This is a genomic window from Sphingomonas sp. ACRSK (assembly GCF_022346685.1).
In the GTDB taxonomy this organism is placed as follows: Bacteria; Pseudomonadota; Alphaproteobacteria; order Sphingomonadales; family Sphingomonadaceae; genus Sphingomonas; species Sphingomonas molluscorum.
This window is the reverse complement of sequence record NZ_JAKRNR010000005.1, coordinates 38930-51175: the sequence shown is the minus strand read 5'-3', so window position 1 is coordinate 51175 and position 12246 is coordinate 38930. Positions and strand designations below refer to the sequence as shown.

Here is a 12246-nt window from a genome sequence, read left to right as displayed (position 1 = left end):
GGACCTAGCCTTGCGCATCTTCCTTTTCCTGACGGCATTCCTCGCGGCCGTCGCACCTGCCGCGGCGCAGAGCGATCGCACACGGAGCTTCGAGGGGACCGTCGGGCGCAGCAGGATCGTCCTCAGCCTGGAGGAAGACGGCAAGGGAGAAGCCGCCTGGGGCAGCTACTTCTACCGGTCGAGCCGGCTGGACCTGGCCCTTGAAGGCGAGCGCCGGGGCGACGTGCTGACGCTGGAGGCGCGGGCAACGCAGGATCGCCTGGAACTGCGCGAGGAAGGCAGCGGCCTTGTGGGCACGCTGACCACCGCGGCCAAGCGCCGCTTTCCGGTTCGGCTGGCGCGCGTCACCGCTGCGCGGGACCTTCCTGCCGATCTGCCGCCGGAGCTTTCGCTGCACGAGCGGCTGCAACTGTCCGGGCTGACGCTGCAGCCCGAGGCCGTCGAGCAGGTCGATGGCAAGCCTGTCCGCTGGTACCGTGAGCCGAAGAGCGGCGTCCGCCTCTTCCGCCTGGAGAGCGGCTATGCCGCGCAGCCGATGGCGGCGATGAACGCGCTCCTTGCGCAAGACCAATGGCGCGAGGTCAGCCGTTGGCTGAGCTGCGCCGACATCGGCGGCGAACCCGGGGTGGACGGCGGGGTCGAGGGCAAGCCGTGGCTGGGACGCGACTATGTCAGCTATGGTTGGCAGACGAGCTGGTCGTGCGCGGGTGCCGCCCATCCGGACTTCGGGACCGCCGGGCACAGCTTCGACGCGCACACGGGCCGGGAGCTGAAGCTGGACGCGGTGCTGCGGTTCGGTCCGGCACCGACCCCGCCCGAGGATAGCGACCGCTGGTATGGCTATCGCGCGCAGACCTTTGCCCCCGCGGTGGTGAAGCTTCTCCAGCGCTACCACCCACAGGAGATGCAGCCCGCCGACCCGGATGGCGAGGAATGCGACTATACGGATCCGGACGTCTGGAACTTCCCGGCTTGGCGGCTGACGCCGGAGGGTCTGTGGTTGGGCGCGAGCTTCGCCCGCGTGATGCGCGCCTGCGACGGCCCCGACTGGGCGGTGCTGCCCTGGTCCGAGTTGTCGGTGAAGCCCGAGGGGAAGAGCGGCGCCTGAAGGAGGGCCGCTTCAGCCCGCCGCGTAGCGCTCGGCCTCGTGCCGGATCAGGGCGATCATGTTGGGGATGCCCTGGGTCCGATTGGAGCTCAGCTGCTTCGACAGGTCGAAGGGGGCGAGGGCCGCGGGAACGTCGGTCGCGAGAATCGCGGCCGGGCTCTGGTCCTGCACCGCCGAGAGGACCAGCGCGATGATCCCCTTGGTGATGGCGGCGTTGCTGTCGGCCAGGAAGTGGAGCGTCCCGTCCTCGCGCCGGGTGGGGTAGACCCACACCGAAGCCGAGCAGCCCCGCACCAGCGTGGCATCGGTCTTCAGCGCGTCGGGCATGGGCTCCAGCGCGCGGCCCAGATCGATCAGCAGGCGATAGCGGTCGTCCGGATCGAGGAAGCCATATTCATCGAGGATGTCGTCGAGGGACTGCATGCGCAGCCCGGTAGCAGCTGGCGGCGGCCGGCAAAAGGCCGCCGCGGCTGCATCAGAGGTCGACCCCGGCGGCGATCGCTTCCAGCTTGCGGATGCGCTCCTTGAGGTCGGCGAGTTCGATGCGGGTGCCGGCGTGGCCGAAGCTGGGCGCTTCGCCGCTTTCGACCCGGGCGAGTTCCTGCCGCTTGAGCGCCAGCCAGCCGCGCCAGCCCGCAAGCATTGCGGCGGTGACCATGGCCACGGCGGCGAGGCCGCTGGTGGCGAGGACGAGGGTGAGGTTCGGGTCCGTCATGTCGCTGCTCCGATGGGGCGTGGACGTGGGTGGTCAGTTGAGCGGCGGCTGGTCGCGCAGCCGCTCGATCTCGTCGGAAAGGTCGAGGCCGCGGTCGGTGACGATGCGTTCCAGCACGCGCACCCGCTGCTCCAAACGCTCCGTCTGCGCCGCATATTGCGCGGCTTTTTCGGCGAGCTTGTTGGCTTCGACTTCCAGCGCCCGCTCGCGGTGGTCGAGCCAGGGCTTCACGAAGGTCTTGCCGATGATCGCGACGATCGGGATCATCAGCGCAAGGATCGGGATCAGAATAGGGCTCATGGTCGGTCCTTCAGTTCGCGCGGTCGCGCAGCTGGTCGATCTCACGGGAGAGCAGGGCGCCGCTGTCGGTGACGATGCGCTCCACCGTGGCGAGGCGGTCCTTGACCGATCCGAGCTCGGCACGGAGCTGGGCGTTTTCCTGGCTCAGCAGGCGCACCCGCTCGATGGTCTCGTCGCTTTTCTGCGGATAGACGGCCTGCCCCCAGGCGCCATCGAGCGGATAGCCATGCTTGATGCGCATCCAGGTGGTGATGACCCATCCGGTGACCGCAACCGCGACGATGGTCACGATCAGGGGGAAGAGGCCTTGGAGCAGCGCGTATTTTTCTGGGCTCATCTCAGATCTCCTCTCGTCGGGCTCAGCGCAGCGCGTCGATTTCGCGCGCTGTGCGGGCGGCGGGATCGGTGGCGATGCGCTCGAGCACGGCGATCCGCTCTTCGAGCCGGCCGATCTTGCCGGTCAGGCGCTCGTTCTCGCTGGAAAGCAGCGCGATCTTGCGCTCGGCTTCGGGGTCCTCCTTGCGGCTGACGCCCGACCACTCGTTCTCCACCGGATAGCCGTGGCGGGCACGGATCCAGTTGTTGAGCACCAATCCGAAGGTCGAGATCGCGATCAGGGCGATGACGAAACCCGGTCCACTCCAGCTCATGATACTTCCTCCCTGTTTGCCCCCCGGGGATCGCTCAGCGCAGGCTGTCGATCTCGTCGGCCAGGCGCGTGTTGCGGCTGGTGTAGAACATCTCGATGTCGGCCAGCCGCCGGTCGATGTCGCGGAACGTGGAGCGGATCTCCGCGGTCGAGCGCTTCGGGTTGGAGCGCACGCCCTGCCAGAACTTCGCATCCTCCTCGCTGTCGTAGAGGCCGACCGGCTTCTTGGGCGCCATCCAGGCGATCATCCCATAGGCGATGAGGGTCCAGGGGAAGCCGCCGGCCAGCGTCAGCAGGACGGCGCCGATGCGGATCCACATGGCCTCGACACCGGTGTAGTCCGCGATGCCGGAGCACACGCCCGACCATTTCGCATTCTGCTTGTCGAGGTAGAATTTGGTGCGTTGCGCGGTCATCTCAGTTCCTCCGGGAAAAGTCGATCTCGCGGTCCGCAGGTGCGGGCGCGGCGGGGCGGAAGTCGGGGTTATCGGCGGCGACGATGCGTTCGACCGTCTGGAGGCGTTCCTCCAGCCGGCGGGCCGTGAAGTGCATCTCGTCGAGCAGCTTCTCGTCCTCGCCGGTCAGGGTCGGCGCCTGCTTCCACCGCGTGATGTAGTGCAGGATCAGCCACGGCAGTCCGATGAACAGCGTGACGATCGGCACCGCGACGGAGAGGAAGTCGTCCATCTCAGCCCTCCTTGTTCATGCGCGCCTTGAGGGCGGCGAGCTCGGCGTCGATCTTTTCGGCGGACTGGAGCTCGGCGATCTCTTCCTCCAGCGTCTTCACCTGGCCCATGCCCAGCGCGTCGGCGCGGCCTTCGGCCAGATCGGCGCGGCGTTCCAGCACCTCGAAGCGGCTGAACGCCTCGTTGGTCTTGGAGCCGGCATACATCTCGCGCAGGCGGCTGCGGTTGTTGGCGCTTTCGAGCCGCGTCATGATCGCGTTCTGGCGGGTACGCGCCTCGCGCAGCTTGTTCTGCAGCTTGGCGATGTCTTCTTCCGAGCCGCGCAGCGAGTCGTCGAGGACGCGGATTTCGCCCGAGAGCTGCTCGACCATGTCGGCGGCCTTCTTGCGCTCGATCAGCGCTGCCTTCGCCAGATCCTCGCGGTTCTTGGACAGGGCGAGCTCGGCCTTTTCGGTCCAGCTTTCCTGCAGACCCTGCAGCTTGGCGATGTGGCGACGCATCTCCTTCTGATCGGCGATGGTGCGCGCGGCGGATGCCCGAACCTCGACCAGCGTCTCCTCCATCTCAAGGATGATCATGCGGATCATCTTGGAGGGATCTTCCGCCTTGTCGAGCAGATCGGTGACGTTGGCGGCGATGATGTCTCGGGTGCGGGAAAAGATACCCATCGATTCAAACTCCTGTGTGTGTTCCGGTTGGGCCGGGGCGAGGGGGCAACATCCGGCCCCGGCCCGCCGTCGGTCACGCGATCGCGTGGCCGGCGGATACTGCGAAGGCCGGGGCCGGGCCGGTGCTGGTCGTTGCCGCCAGCGTCACCGTGCTGAGGACCAAGGCGCCGATCAGGCTGGCGAGGGTCCGGCTGAGGCTCGTTGCGTTGTAGGTCGTCATCGTGGTGCTCCCTGAACCTGTTGTGCTGCCCGATTGCTGGGCTTGTCCAATGCATTGCAGGACCCGTGCCAGTTTTCAGAAACCGCGGAAATTCGCCGTTCTCGAGGGTGTCGTCGTCTTCCCGCAACAAAGCCGTTGCTAACAGTTGGGAAACTGCGCCAAGCTTCCGGCATGGAGCGCACGACCCAAGTCATCGGCCAGTCGACGGCCTTCCTCGACACGCTGGAACGGGCTAGCCGCGCCGCGGCGCTGGACCGCCCGGTGCTGGTGATCGGCGAGCGCGGCACCGGCAAGGAGCTGGTGGCCGAGCGCCTCCATCGCCTGTCGCCCCGCTGGGACCAGCCGCTGGTGGTAATGAACTGCGCGGCGCTGCCGGAGACGCTGATCGAGGCCGAGCTGTTCGGGCACGAGGCCGGCGCCTTCACCGGCGCCACCAAGGCGCGCGCCGGCCGGTTCGAGGAAGCCGATCGCGGTACCTTGTTCCTGGACGAGCTGGGGACGCTGTCGATGGCGGCGCAGGACCGGTTGCTGCGGGCGGTTGAATATGGCGAGGTGACGCGGATCGGCTCCTCCCGGCCGGTTCATGTCGATGTGCGGATCGTGGCGGCGACCAACGAGCATCTGCCCGATCGTGTGGCGGCGGGAACCTTCCGTGCCGACCTGCTCGACCGGCTTTCGTTCGAAGTGGTGACGCTGCCGCCGCTGCGCGCACGCGCCGGCGACATCCCGGTGCTCGCCGAGTTCTTCGGGCGCCGCATGGCGGCGGAGATCGGGCGCGAGGTGTGGCCGGGATTCGGCCCCGCCGCGCTCGATGCGCTCACCAGCCATCCCTGGCCCGGGAACGTGCGCGAGCTGCGCAATGTGGTGGAGCGCGCCGTCTATCGCTGGGAACGTCCGGGGCCGATCGACGGCATCGAGATCGACCCCTTCGCATCGCCTTATCGTCCGCGTGGCCAGGCACCCGCATCGGTGGCGCCTGCCGTGGCCGAGCCGGGGCCTCCATCGACGACCGAGGTGCCGGTGGAGCAGGACTTCGAGCCCGCCGACTTCAAGACGCGGGTCAACCGCTTCGAGCGCGAGCTGCTGTCGCGCGCGCTTGCCGAGAACCGCTTCAACCAGCGCACCACGGCCGAGGCGCTGGGGCTGAGCTACGACCAGCTGCGCCACGCGCTGCGCCGGCACAATCTGCTGGGGCAGGGCGGCGGATGAGGTGCCGATGCACCGATCGGAGGTTGCGCACGGCGCACCGCAGCTTACCTAGAACGCGACCGTAACGACCGGAGCCATCCGGTCGCGCCCGCGTTCGACATCGCAAAATCCATCAAGGAGGAACCGTCATGGCTTTCGAACTTCCGCCGCTGCCCTACGCCTATGACGCGCTGGAGCCGACCATCGATAAGGAAACGATGACGCTCCACCACGACAAGCATCACAAGGCCTATACCGACAAGCTGAACGAAGCGATCGGCGAGGATCCGAGCCTTGAGGGCAAGACGATCGAGCAGATCCTGGCCGACATGTCGGGCGCGCCCGCCAAGCTGCGCAACAACGGCGGCGGCTATTGGAACCACGACTTCTTCTGGAAGACGATGAAGGGCGGCGGCTCGCAGCCGACCGGCGCATTGAAGGAGGCGATCGACGCCAAGTTCGGCTCGGTCGACGCCTTCAAGGAGCAGTTCAACACCGCCGGTGCGAACCAGTTCGGTTCCGGCTGGGCCTGGCTGATCGTGGGCGAGGACGGTGAGCTCGCCATCACCTCGACCCCGAACCAGGACAACCCCCTGATGGACGTGGCGCCGGTGAAGGGCACGCCGATCCTGGGCAACGACGTGTGGGAACACGCCTATTACATCACCTATCGCAACGCCCGGCCGGAATATCTGAAGGCCTGGTGGAATGTCGTCGACTGGGACGTGGCAAACCAGCGCTACGAAGCGGCCAAGGCATGAACCATAGGGCGGGAAGGAAACTTCCCGCCCTTTGTTTTTACGGCGCAGGGAGAAATCTCGACCGCTTCAGGAAATATCTGGGGGTCCATCCTTGTTAATTTTGCCCGGCTCTGCCATATAGGTGCAGCTACAGTCGCATATTGACGGTTTTCGGTGCTTTGCGGCTCGTTTTTCCTTCTTTCCCTGTGTTTGAGCGCAAGCGCTCCCGACACGCGGGCGCGCCGATAAGAAGGAATACCCCATGAGCATTCTCGGCACCGTCAAGTTCTTCAACGCCGACAAGGGCTATGGCTTCATCGCGCCGGATACGGGCGGCCAGGACGCCTTTGTCCACATCACGGCGGTCGAGCGGGCCGGCATGATCACCCTCAACCAGAACCAGCGCGTCTCGTACGAGCTGGAAGAGGATCGCCGCGGCAAGATGGCTGCGGTGAACCTTCAGCCGGCCGACTAAGTCGGACGGCGACCCGGCGGCGCCGTCCGGCGCCGCCGTCTTCTACGGGAGAACCGTACGTGGCACAGCTGAGCTATCGAGAGTACGCCGCCCAGGCCCACGCAGATGCAGAGGCGGCGACGCTGGACATGGTCCGCGACCGCTGCCTTCGCGCAGAGGCTGCCTGGACCGCAATGGCCGAGCGGCAGGAGCGCGTGGACCGGCTCCGCGCCGAACGCGAGACTGCCACGACGGCTTCCGTCCATTTTCAGGATACCGAGTGAAGTTTTTTACCAACCAGAACACCCCCAGTTTCCCCATCCCCGAAGCCGCCGCCGTACCGGCCCGCCGTTTGTCGGCAGCGGATCGCCAGATGCAGGCGATCGCCCGTGCTGCGGTTCGCGAAGTGCTCGGATGAACCTAAAAGGCGCGCCATCGCTGGCGCGCCTTTTGTGTTTCCGGAGGAAGGGGGCAGCGCCGCGGCTCAGCCCTCGGGCGGAACCGGCGCTTCCTTTTCCGTCGTGAGACCATGGCGCAGCAGCATCGGCACGTTGGCGATCGCGAACAGCAGCGTCAGCGGCACCGCACCCCAAAGCTTGAAACCAACCCAGAAGTCCCAGCTGGTGTTGCGCCAGACCAGTTCGTTGAGCACCGCCATGGCGGCGAAGAAGCCGGTCCAGTTGATCGTCAGCTTGCGCCAGCCCTCGGCCGAAAGGCCCGGATAGGCGCCCTCCAGCAGCGACTGGAGCAGCGGCCGGCCGGTGGCGAGACCGAAGCCCAGGATGGCCGAGAACATCGCATAGACGATCGTCGGCTTCACCTTGATGAAGGTGTCGTCGCGGAACCAGAGCGTGAGCCCACCGAACACGAGCACCAGCCCACCGGTGATCCATAGCATCGGCGAGATGCGACCGGTCTTGATGTGCGACACCAGGATGGCGACGAAGGTCGCCACCATGAAGGCGGCCGTCGCGATCAGTACGCGCGCCAGGCTGTCGACCATGTTGGGCAGGTGCAGCTTGCCGGCAAGCAGGTTGGCGGCGAAGAACACGGCCAGCGGCCCGTAGTCGAGCGCCATGCGCAGCCCGGGGGTCGCCTCCTTTGCGGGAGCGGTCGTGCTCATCGCAGGTTCCTCCCCTGGTCTACCCCGGCGATGATGCGGGCCACTTCATTGGCGTCGAACCCGCGCAGGTCGTCGGCAGTCTCCCCGACGCCGATCGCGTGGATCGGCAGGCCGTAGCGCTCGGCCGCCGCGACCAGCACGCCGCCCCGGGCGGTGCCGTCGAGCTTGGTCATGACGAGGCCGGTGACGCCCGCGGTCTCCTTGAACACCTCGATCTGGTTGAGCGCGTTCTGACCGGTGGTGGCGTCGAGCACCAGCACCACGTCGTGCGGCGCCTCCGGGTTGAGGCGGCCGAGCACGCGGCGGATCTTGGCCAGCTCGTCCATCAGCTCGCGCTTGTTCTGGAGGCGGCCGGCCGTGTCCACGATCAGCACGTCGATGCCGGTGGCGGTCGCCTGCTTCACCGCCTCATAGACGATGCCCGCGGCGTCGCCGCCCTCGGCACCCGAGACGATCGGCACGCCGATCCGCTCGGCCCAGGTGCGCAGCTGGCCGATCGCGGCGGCGCGGAAGGTGTCGCCGGCGGCGAGCATCACGCCGTAATCCTGGTCGACCAGAGTCTTGGCGAGCTTGGCGATGGTGGTGGTCTTGCCCGATCCGTTGACGCCGATCACCAGGATGACCTGCGGGCGCGGAAACGCCTCGATCTCCAGGGGCTTCGCGACCTTGGCGAGCGAGCGCTCGACCTCCTCGGCCACCACCAGGCGGATGCCGAGCTCCTCCATGTTGCGCTCATACTGGCCCTCGGCGAGCCGGGCGCGGACGCGCGCGGCGGTCTCCGGCCCCAGATCGGAGGCGATCAGCGCCTCCTCGATCTCGTCCAGGGTTTCCTCGTCGAGCCGCGCGGCCGAGAGGCCGGCTAGATTCCCCATCAGCCGGTCGGAGGTCTTGCGAAAGCCCCCGAGCAGCCGTTCGTGCCACGATGCGCTCATGCCGCCACTCCCACCAGCCGGTCCTGCTCGACGGCGATGATTGCCACGTCGGCGATGGTCCCTGCCTGCATTGTTCGATCCAATCCTACTTCCGCAAAGGCTTCCGCATGTCCGCGGTCGCCGGGTCGTTCCACCAGAACACGTTGCCGCGTGCCGACGTGCCGGCGCAGCCATTCCGTACGGCGCTCTGCCGCACGGGCGCGAAGTGTGGCCGCGCGCTCCCGCGCCACGGCCGGGTTCACCTGTGGCATGCGCGCAGCCGGCGTCCCTGCGCGCGGCGAAAAGGGAAAGATGTGCGCATGGACGATGTCGCAATCGTCGAGCAGCGTCAGTGTATCCGCGAACATCGCGTCATCCTCCGTCGGGAAGCCTGCGATCAGGTCCGCCCCGATCGCGATCTCCGGGCGCGCGGCCTTCAACCGTGCGACCATCGCTACGGCGTCGGCGCGCAGATGGCGGCGCTTCATCCGCTTGAGGATCAGGTCGTTGCCGGCCTGGAGCGAGAGGTGGACGTGCGGCAGCACCCGCGGCTCGCCGGTGAGCAGCGCCATCAGCCGGTCGTCGATCTCGATCGAATCGAGCGACGACAGCCGCAGCCGCTCGAGTGCGGGCACATGGGTGAGGATGCGCTCGACCAATTGGCCCAGGCTCGGCTGGCCGGGCAGGTCGTGACCGTAGCTGGTGAGATCCACGCCGGTCAGCACCACCTCGCGGTGTCCGGCGGCGACGACCTCGGCGACTCGCGCCACCACCGCACCGGCCGGCGCGGAGCGGGCAGGGCCGCGGCCGAAGGGGATGGCGCAGAAGGTGCAGCGATGGTCGCAGCCGTTCTGCACCTCCACGAACGCGCGGACGTGCGCGGCAAAGGCGGGGGCGAGGTGCGGCGCATTGCTGCGCACGGCATCCCAGTCCGACACGCGCACCGGCTCCTGACCGGCCCAGGCCTCGGGCAGCAGCTTGTCCGCGTTGCCGATCACGCGATCGACCTCCGGCATGGCGGCGAAGCCCAGCGGATCGATCTGCGCGGCGCAACCAGTGACGATCAGTTCCGCGTCCGGCCGTTCGCGTCGCGCACGGCGGATCGCGCGGCGGGTGCCGGCGACGGCCTCGTTGGTCACGGCGCAGCTGTTGACGACCACCGCATCCCGGCACCCCAGCAGCGTGCGGATCGTTTCGCTTTCGGCGATGTTGAGCCGGCAGCCGAGCGAAATTACCTCGGGCAACACGGAAGAAGGGGGCGGCATGGCGGCTGATCTAGGGGCGGACCCAAGCGAAGTCCAACGCGCGGCGGATGCCGTGCTGCACTTCTGGTTCGAGGAGCTCTCGCCGGAGCAGCATTTCGCCAAGGATGAGGCGCTGGATGCGGCCATTCGCGAGCGGTTCGGCGCCCTGCGGGATGCGGTGGTCGCGACGGACGCCGAAGGATGGCGCGACACGCCCGAGCGGTTGCTGGCGGCGATCCTGCTGGTCGACCAGTTCTCGCGCAACCTTTACCGCGGCTCGGCAGCGGCATTCGCGGCCGATCCGCTCGGGCTGGAACTGGCGCTGTCGGGCATCGCAGCGGGCTATGCGTCGACATTCGAGCCGCGGTGCCGGGCCTTTCTCTACATGCCGCTGATGCATTCGGAGGACCGCGGCGTGCAGCGCTTCGCCTTACGCTGCTTTTCCGAGGCGGGGCTGGAGACGAACCTGGCGTTTGCGCAGGCCCATGCGGAGGTGATCGAGCGCTTCGGTCGCTTTCCGTCGCGCAACGCTGCGCTGGGCCGCGACTCGACCCCGGAGGAGCTGACCTATCTCAGCCAACCAGGCGCTGGTTGGTAACGTCGAGCGGGAGTTGAACGGGCGCGTCCGGAGCAGGGCGCGCGACAAGCTGGCGACGCTCGGCGAGCATCCGGCGTACGCCCGCGGTGGAAAGCGGCGGGCCGTAGCGCAGCCCCTGTGCCTTGGCGCAGCCGATCCCGCGCAGGCGCGTCTCGACGGCTTCGGTCGGCACGCCTTGGGCGGTCACGGGCAGGTTCAGGCTCTCTCCCAGCCGCGCGATCGCGTTGACGATGGCGGTGGCGTCCGCACTGTCGGCCATGGACTGGACGAGGCTGGCATCGATCTTGATCCGATCGAGCGGCAGCGCGCGCAGATGGGCCAGGCTGGAATAGCCGGTGCCGAAATCGTCCAACGCGACCCGCACGCCCTGGTTCTTCAGGCTGCCGATGATCGATTGCGCCAGCGGTAGGTTGTCGAACAGCGCGCTCTCGGTGATTTCCACCTGGAGACGGTGCGCCGGGAAGCCGGTTTCGGTGAGGAGCTTCAGGATCTTCTGCGCGAGCCAGGCGTCCCGCAGCTGGCAGCGCGAAAGATTGACCGAGAGGCAGAGCGACGGGTCCCAGTCGCGGGCGGCGTCGAACGCCTGGCGCATCAGCGACAAGGACAGGTCGGCGACGAGGCCGGTATCCTCCGCGAGCGGCAGGAACGACTCACCCTCCAGCAAGCCGCGCGCCGGGTGCTGCCAGCGGGGCAGTACCTCGAACCCGTCGAGGTCGCCGGTAACGAGGTCCATCTGCTGTTCGAAGAAGGGGAGGATCTGACCCTGGGGGATGGCGGTCCGCAGCGCCTCTTCGAGGTCGTTCCGACTGTGCAGCTCGCGCTCCATCGAGCGATCGAACCAGGCGAAGCGGTCGCGGCCGTTCCGCTTGGCCGTATAGAGCGCGATGTCGGCCGCGCGCATCAGCGCCTTGATCGACGGGCAGTCCGCGCCCGAGCAAGCAACCCCGACAGAGGCGGTGACCTGGCAGCGCACGCCCCCGACGTCGACCGGCTGCGAGAGCCGCGCCAGCAGGCGTTCGGCGAGCCGCTGGACCTGCGCCGGCTGGGCAGGGGCGATCGACACCGCGCAGGCAAAGGAGTCGCCCCCCATGCGCGCGATGCGGCTGCCGGGCGGCATCGTCTCGATCAGCGCGGTCGCCGCGTGCCGAAGCACGACGTCCCCCGCCGGCTGGCCGTGCATGTCGTTGATCGCCTTGAAATGATCGAGGTCGACCAGCAGCAGCGCAACCGCGCCGCGCGTCCGGCCGACGCGCTCGATCAGGGCGGCGCCCTCGGAGGCGAAGTCCTTGCGATCCAGCAGGATCGCCAGCGGGTCGGGGGCTGCCAGCGCGCGGGCGTGTTCTTCGGCGGCCTCCTGGGCCTGTGCGGCCGCGCGCTGCGCCTGGTGGCGATTCCAGCCGAGCAGCATCAGCGCGAGGTTGAGCAGCAGCGCCACGACGAGCAGCCGCTGCGGCGGCGGTCCGCCCCCCAGCCAAACGCCGAGCGTGCTGGCGAGAAGCGTGCTGCCGATCCCGACCAGGAGCAGCAGCGAGGCGATGCCGATCCCCAACAGCAAGGCGTCCGAGGAAGGACGCAACCTGCCTGAACGATCGATGCCGAAGATCGTGCCGAGAGGAAGCCGCGAGCGCATGACTCCTTGTCC

Annotated in this window: 20 protein-coding genes; 7 read left to right on the top strand and 13 right to left on the bottom strand. The window is 67.9% G+C overall.

Going from position 1 to position 12246, the window contains the following annotated elements; all coding sequences use genetic code 11:
- The first annotated feature begins 10 nt into the window (after positions 1 to 10).
- On the top strand, positions 11 to 1108 hold the full coding sequence (locus tag MHZ35_RS04080; protein WP_239434494.1) for a hypothetical protein: 1098 nt from the start codon (positions 11 to 13) through the stop codon (positions 1106 to 1108).
- Between the two features lie 12 nt (positions 1109 to 1120).
- Here MHZ35_RS04080 and MHZ35_RS04075 read toward each other — a convergent pair whose 3' ends face one another.
- From MHZ35_RS04075 to MHZ35_RS04035, 9 genes are all read right to left on the bottom strand, one after another.
- Positions 1121 to 1531, bottom strand: a complete 411-nt coding sequence (locus MHZ35_RS04075; RefSeq protein ID WP_132882104.1) for a SufE family protein — start codon at positions 1529 to 1531, stop codon at positions 1121 to 1123.
- Positions 1532 to 1583: 52 nt separating this feature from the next.
- Positions 1584 to 1823, bottom strand: coding sequence for a hypothetical protein (locus MHZ35_RS04070; protein ID WP_125959779.1), 240 nt, complete (start codon positions 1821 to 1823; stop codon positions 1584 to 1586).
- 33 nt (positions 1824 to 1856) lie between these two features.
- Positions 1857 to 2123: a hypothetical protein gene (locus MHZ35_RS04065; RefSeq protein ID WP_239434493.1), complete on the bottom strand. Its 267-nt coding sequence runs from the start codon at positions 2121 to 2123 to the stop codon at positions 1857 to 1859.
- A 10-nt stretch (positions 2124 to 2133) separates the two neighbouring features.
- The gene (locus tag MHZ35_RS04060; RefSeq protein ID WP_125959777.1) at positions 2134 to 2460 is read right to left on the bottom strand and encodes a hypothetical protein; all 327 of its coding nucleotides are present in this window, start codon (positions 2458 to 2460) and stop codon (positions 2134 to 2136) included.
- 22 nt (positions 2461 to 2482) lie between these two features.
- Positions 2483 to 2773, bottom strand: a complete 291-nt coding sequence (locus MHZ35_RS04055) for a hypothetical protein (RefSeq protein ID WP_125959776.1) — start codon at positions 2771 to 2773, stop codon at positions 2483 to 2485.
- Positions 2774 to 2807: 34 nt separating this feature from the next.
- Positions 2808 to 3188, bottom strand: coding sequence for an envelope stress response membrane protein PspC (pspC, locus tag MHZ35_RS04050; RefSeq protein ID WP_125959775.1), 381 nt, complete (start codon positions 3186 to 3188; stop codon positions 2808 to 2810).
- Between the two features lies 1 nt (position 3189).
- Positions 3190 to 3459, bottom strand: coding sequence for an envelope stress response membrane protein PspB (gene pspB / locus MHZ35_RS04045; protein WP_239434492.1), 270 nt, complete (start codon positions 3457 to 3459; stop codon positions 3190 to 3192).
- Position 3460: 1 nt separating this feature from the next.
- Entirely contained in the window at positions 3461 to 4126 is a 666-nt protein-coding gene (pspA, locus tag MHZ35_RS04040) for a phage shock protein PspA (protein WP_125959773.1), read from the bottom strand.
- A 73-nt stretch (positions 4127 to 4199) separates the two neighbouring features.
- Positions 4200 to 4346 carry a hypothetical protein gene (locus MHZ35_RS04035; protein WP_165889951.1) on the bottom strand — a complete coding sequence of 49 codons (147 nt, stop codon included), beginning with the start codon at positions 4344 to 4346 and terminating at the stop codon, positions 4200 to 4202.
- A gap of 171 nt (positions 4347 to 4517) precedes the next feature.
- Between MHZ35_RS04035 and pspF the strand changes: the two genes are divergently transcribed.
- The 5 genes from pspF (at position 4518) to MHZ35_RS04010 (ending at position 7146) form a co-directional block, all read left to right on the top strand.
- A complete protein-coding gene (gene pspF, locus MHZ35_RS04030) occupies positions 4518 to 5555 on the top strand; it encodes a phage shock protein operon transcriptional activator (protein ID WP_239434491.1) in 1038 nt (345 codons plus the stop codon).
- Between the two features lie 128 nt (positions 5556 to 5683).
- On the top strand, positions 5684 to 6295 hold the full coding sequence (locus MHZ35_RS04025; RefSeq protein ID WP_239434490.1) for a superoxide dismutase: 612 nt from the start codon (positions 5684 to 5686) through the stop codon (positions 6293 to 6295).
- 241 nt (positions 6296 to 6536) lie between these two features.
- Entirely contained in the window at positions 6537 to 6749 is a 213-nt protein-coding gene (locus tag MHZ35_RS04020) for a cold-shock protein (protein ID WP_239434489.1), read from the top strand.
- A 59-nt stretch (positions 6750 to 6808) separates the two neighbouring features.
- A complete protein-coding gene (locus MHZ35_RS04015) occupies positions 6809 to 7012 on the top strand; it encodes a hypothetical protein (RefSeq protein ID WP_239434488.1) in 204 nt (67 codons plus the stop codon).
- Positions 7009 to 7146 (top strand): hypothetical protein, encoded by a 138-nt coding sequence (locus tag MHZ35_RS04010; RefSeq protein ID WP_239434487.1) that lies wholly within the window; start codon positions 7009 to 7011, stop codon positions 7144 to 7146. The genes MHZ35_RS04015 and MHZ35_RS04010 overlap by 4 nt, the downstream gene beginning before the upstream one ends.
- 66 nt (positions 7147 to 7212) lie before the next feature.
- Here the strand turns inward: MHZ35_RS04010 and MHZ35_RS04005 are convergent, their stop codons facing one another.
- From MHZ35_RS04005 to mtaB, 3 genes are read right to left on the bottom strand one after another with little or no spacing between them, the layout of a single operon-like run.
- On the bottom strand, positions 7213 to 7851 hold the full coding sequence (locus MHZ35_RS04005; protein ID WP_239434486.1) for a septation protein A: 639 nt from the start codon (positions 7849 to 7851) through the stop codon (positions 7213 to 7215).
- A complete protein-coding gene (ftsY, locus tag MHZ35_RS04000) occupies positions 7848 to 8783 on the bottom strand; it encodes a signal recognition particle-docking protein FtsY (protein WP_125959767.1) in 936 nt (311 codons plus the stop codon). The genes MHZ35_RS04005 and ftsY overlap by 4 nt, the downstream gene beginning before the upstream one ends.
- Positions 8780 to 10027 carry a tRNA (N(6)-L-threonylcarbamoyladenosine(37)-C(2))-methylthiotransferase MtaB gene (gene mtaB, locus MHZ35_RS03995; protein ID WP_239434485.1) on the bottom strand — a complete coding sequence of 416 codons (1248 nt, stop codon included), beginning with the start codon at positions 10025 to 10027 and terminating at the stop codon, positions 8780 to 8782. Before mtaB ends, ftsY begins: the two co-directional genes overlap by 4 nt.
- On the opposite strand from mtaB, the gene MHZ35_RS03990 reads away from it, so the two are divergent.
- Positions 10026 to 10604: a DUF924 family protein gene (locus tag MHZ35_RS03990; RefSeq protein ID WP_239434484.1), complete on the top strand. Its 579-nt coding sequence runs from the start codon at positions 10026 to 10028 to the stop codon at positions 10602 to 10604. The genes mtaB and MHZ35_RS03990 overlap by 2 nt on opposite strands.
- On the opposite strand, the gene MHZ35_RS03985 is transcribed toward MHZ35_RS03990, so the two are convergent.
- Positions 10579 to 12234, bottom strand: coding sequence for a putative bifunctional diguanylate cyclase/phosphodiesterase (locus tag MHZ35_RS03985; RefSeq protein WP_239434483.1), 1656 nt, complete (start codon positions 12232 to 12234; stop codon positions 10579 to 10581). The genes MHZ35_RS03990 and MHZ35_RS03985 overlap by 26 nt on opposite strands.
- Between the last annotated feature and the right edge of the window lie 12 nt (positions 12235 to 12246).

Coding starts and splice junctions, on each gene's coding strand:
- MHZ35_RS04075 (WP_132882104.1), bottom strand. CDS start 1,531: ATGCAGTCCCTCGACGACATCCTCGATGAATATGGCTTCCTCGATCCG.
- MHZ35_RS04070 (WP_125959779.1), bottom strand. CDS start 1,823: ATGACGGACCCGAACCTCACCCTCGTCCTCGCCACCAGCGGCCTCGCC.
- MHZ35_RS04065 (WP_239434493.1), bottom strand. CDS start 2,123: ATGAGCCCTATTCTGATCCCGATCCTTGCGCTGATGATCCCGATCGTC.
- MHZ35_RS04060 (WP_125959777.1), bottom strand. CDS start 2,460: ATGAGCCCAGAAAAATACGCGCTGCTCCAAGGCCTCTTCCCCCTGATC.
- MHZ35_RS04055 (WP_125959776.1), bottom strand. CDS start 2,773: ATGAGCTGGAGTGGACCGGGTTTCGTCATCGCCCTGATCGCGATCTCG.
- pspC (WP_125959775.1), bottom strand. CDS start 3,188: ATGACCGCGCAACGCACCAAATTCTACCTCGACAAGCAGAATGCGAAA.
- pspB (WP_239434492.1), bottom strand. CDS start 3,459: ATGGACGACTTCCTCTCCGTCGCGGTGCCGATCGTCACGCTGTTCATC.
- pspA (WP_125959773.1), bottom strand. CDS start 4,126: ATGGGTATCTTTTCCCGCACCCGAGACATCATCGCCGCCAACGTCACC.
- MHZ35_RS04035 (WP_165889951.1), bottom strand. CDS start 4,346: ATGACGACCTACAACGCAACGAGCCTCAGCCGGACCCTCGCCAGCCTG.
- pspF (WP_239434491.1), top strand. CDS start 4,518: ATGGAGCGCACGACCCAAGTCATCGGCCAGTCGACGGCCTTCCTCGAC.
- MHZ35_RS04025 (WP_239434490.1), top strand. CDS start 5,684: ATGGCTTTCGAACTTCCGCCGCTGCCCTACGCCTATGACGCGCTGGAG.
- MHZ35_RS04020 (WP_239434489.1), top strand. CDS start 6,537: ATGAGCATTCTCGGCACCGTCAAGTTCTTCAACGCCGACAAGGGCTAT.
- MHZ35_RS04005 (WP_239434486.1), bottom strand. CDS start 7,851: ATGAGCACGACCGCTCCCGCAAAGGAGGCGACCCCCGGGCTGCGCATG.
- ftsY (WP_125959767.1), bottom strand. CDS start 8,783: ATGAGCGCATCGTGGCACGAACGGCTGCTCGGGGGCTTTCGCAAGACC.
- MHZ35_RS03990 (WP_239434484.1), top strand. CDS start 10,026: ATGGCGGCTGATCTAGGGGCGGACCCAAGCGAAGTCCAACGCGCGGCG.
- mtaB (WP_239434485.1), bottom strand. CDS start 10,027: ATGCCGCCCCCTTCTTCCGTGTTGCCCGAGGTAATTTCGCTCGGCTGC.
- MHZ35_RS03985 (WP_239434483.1), bottom strand. CDS start 12,234: ATGCGCTCGCGGCTTCCTCTCGGCACGATCTTCGGCATCGATCGTTCA.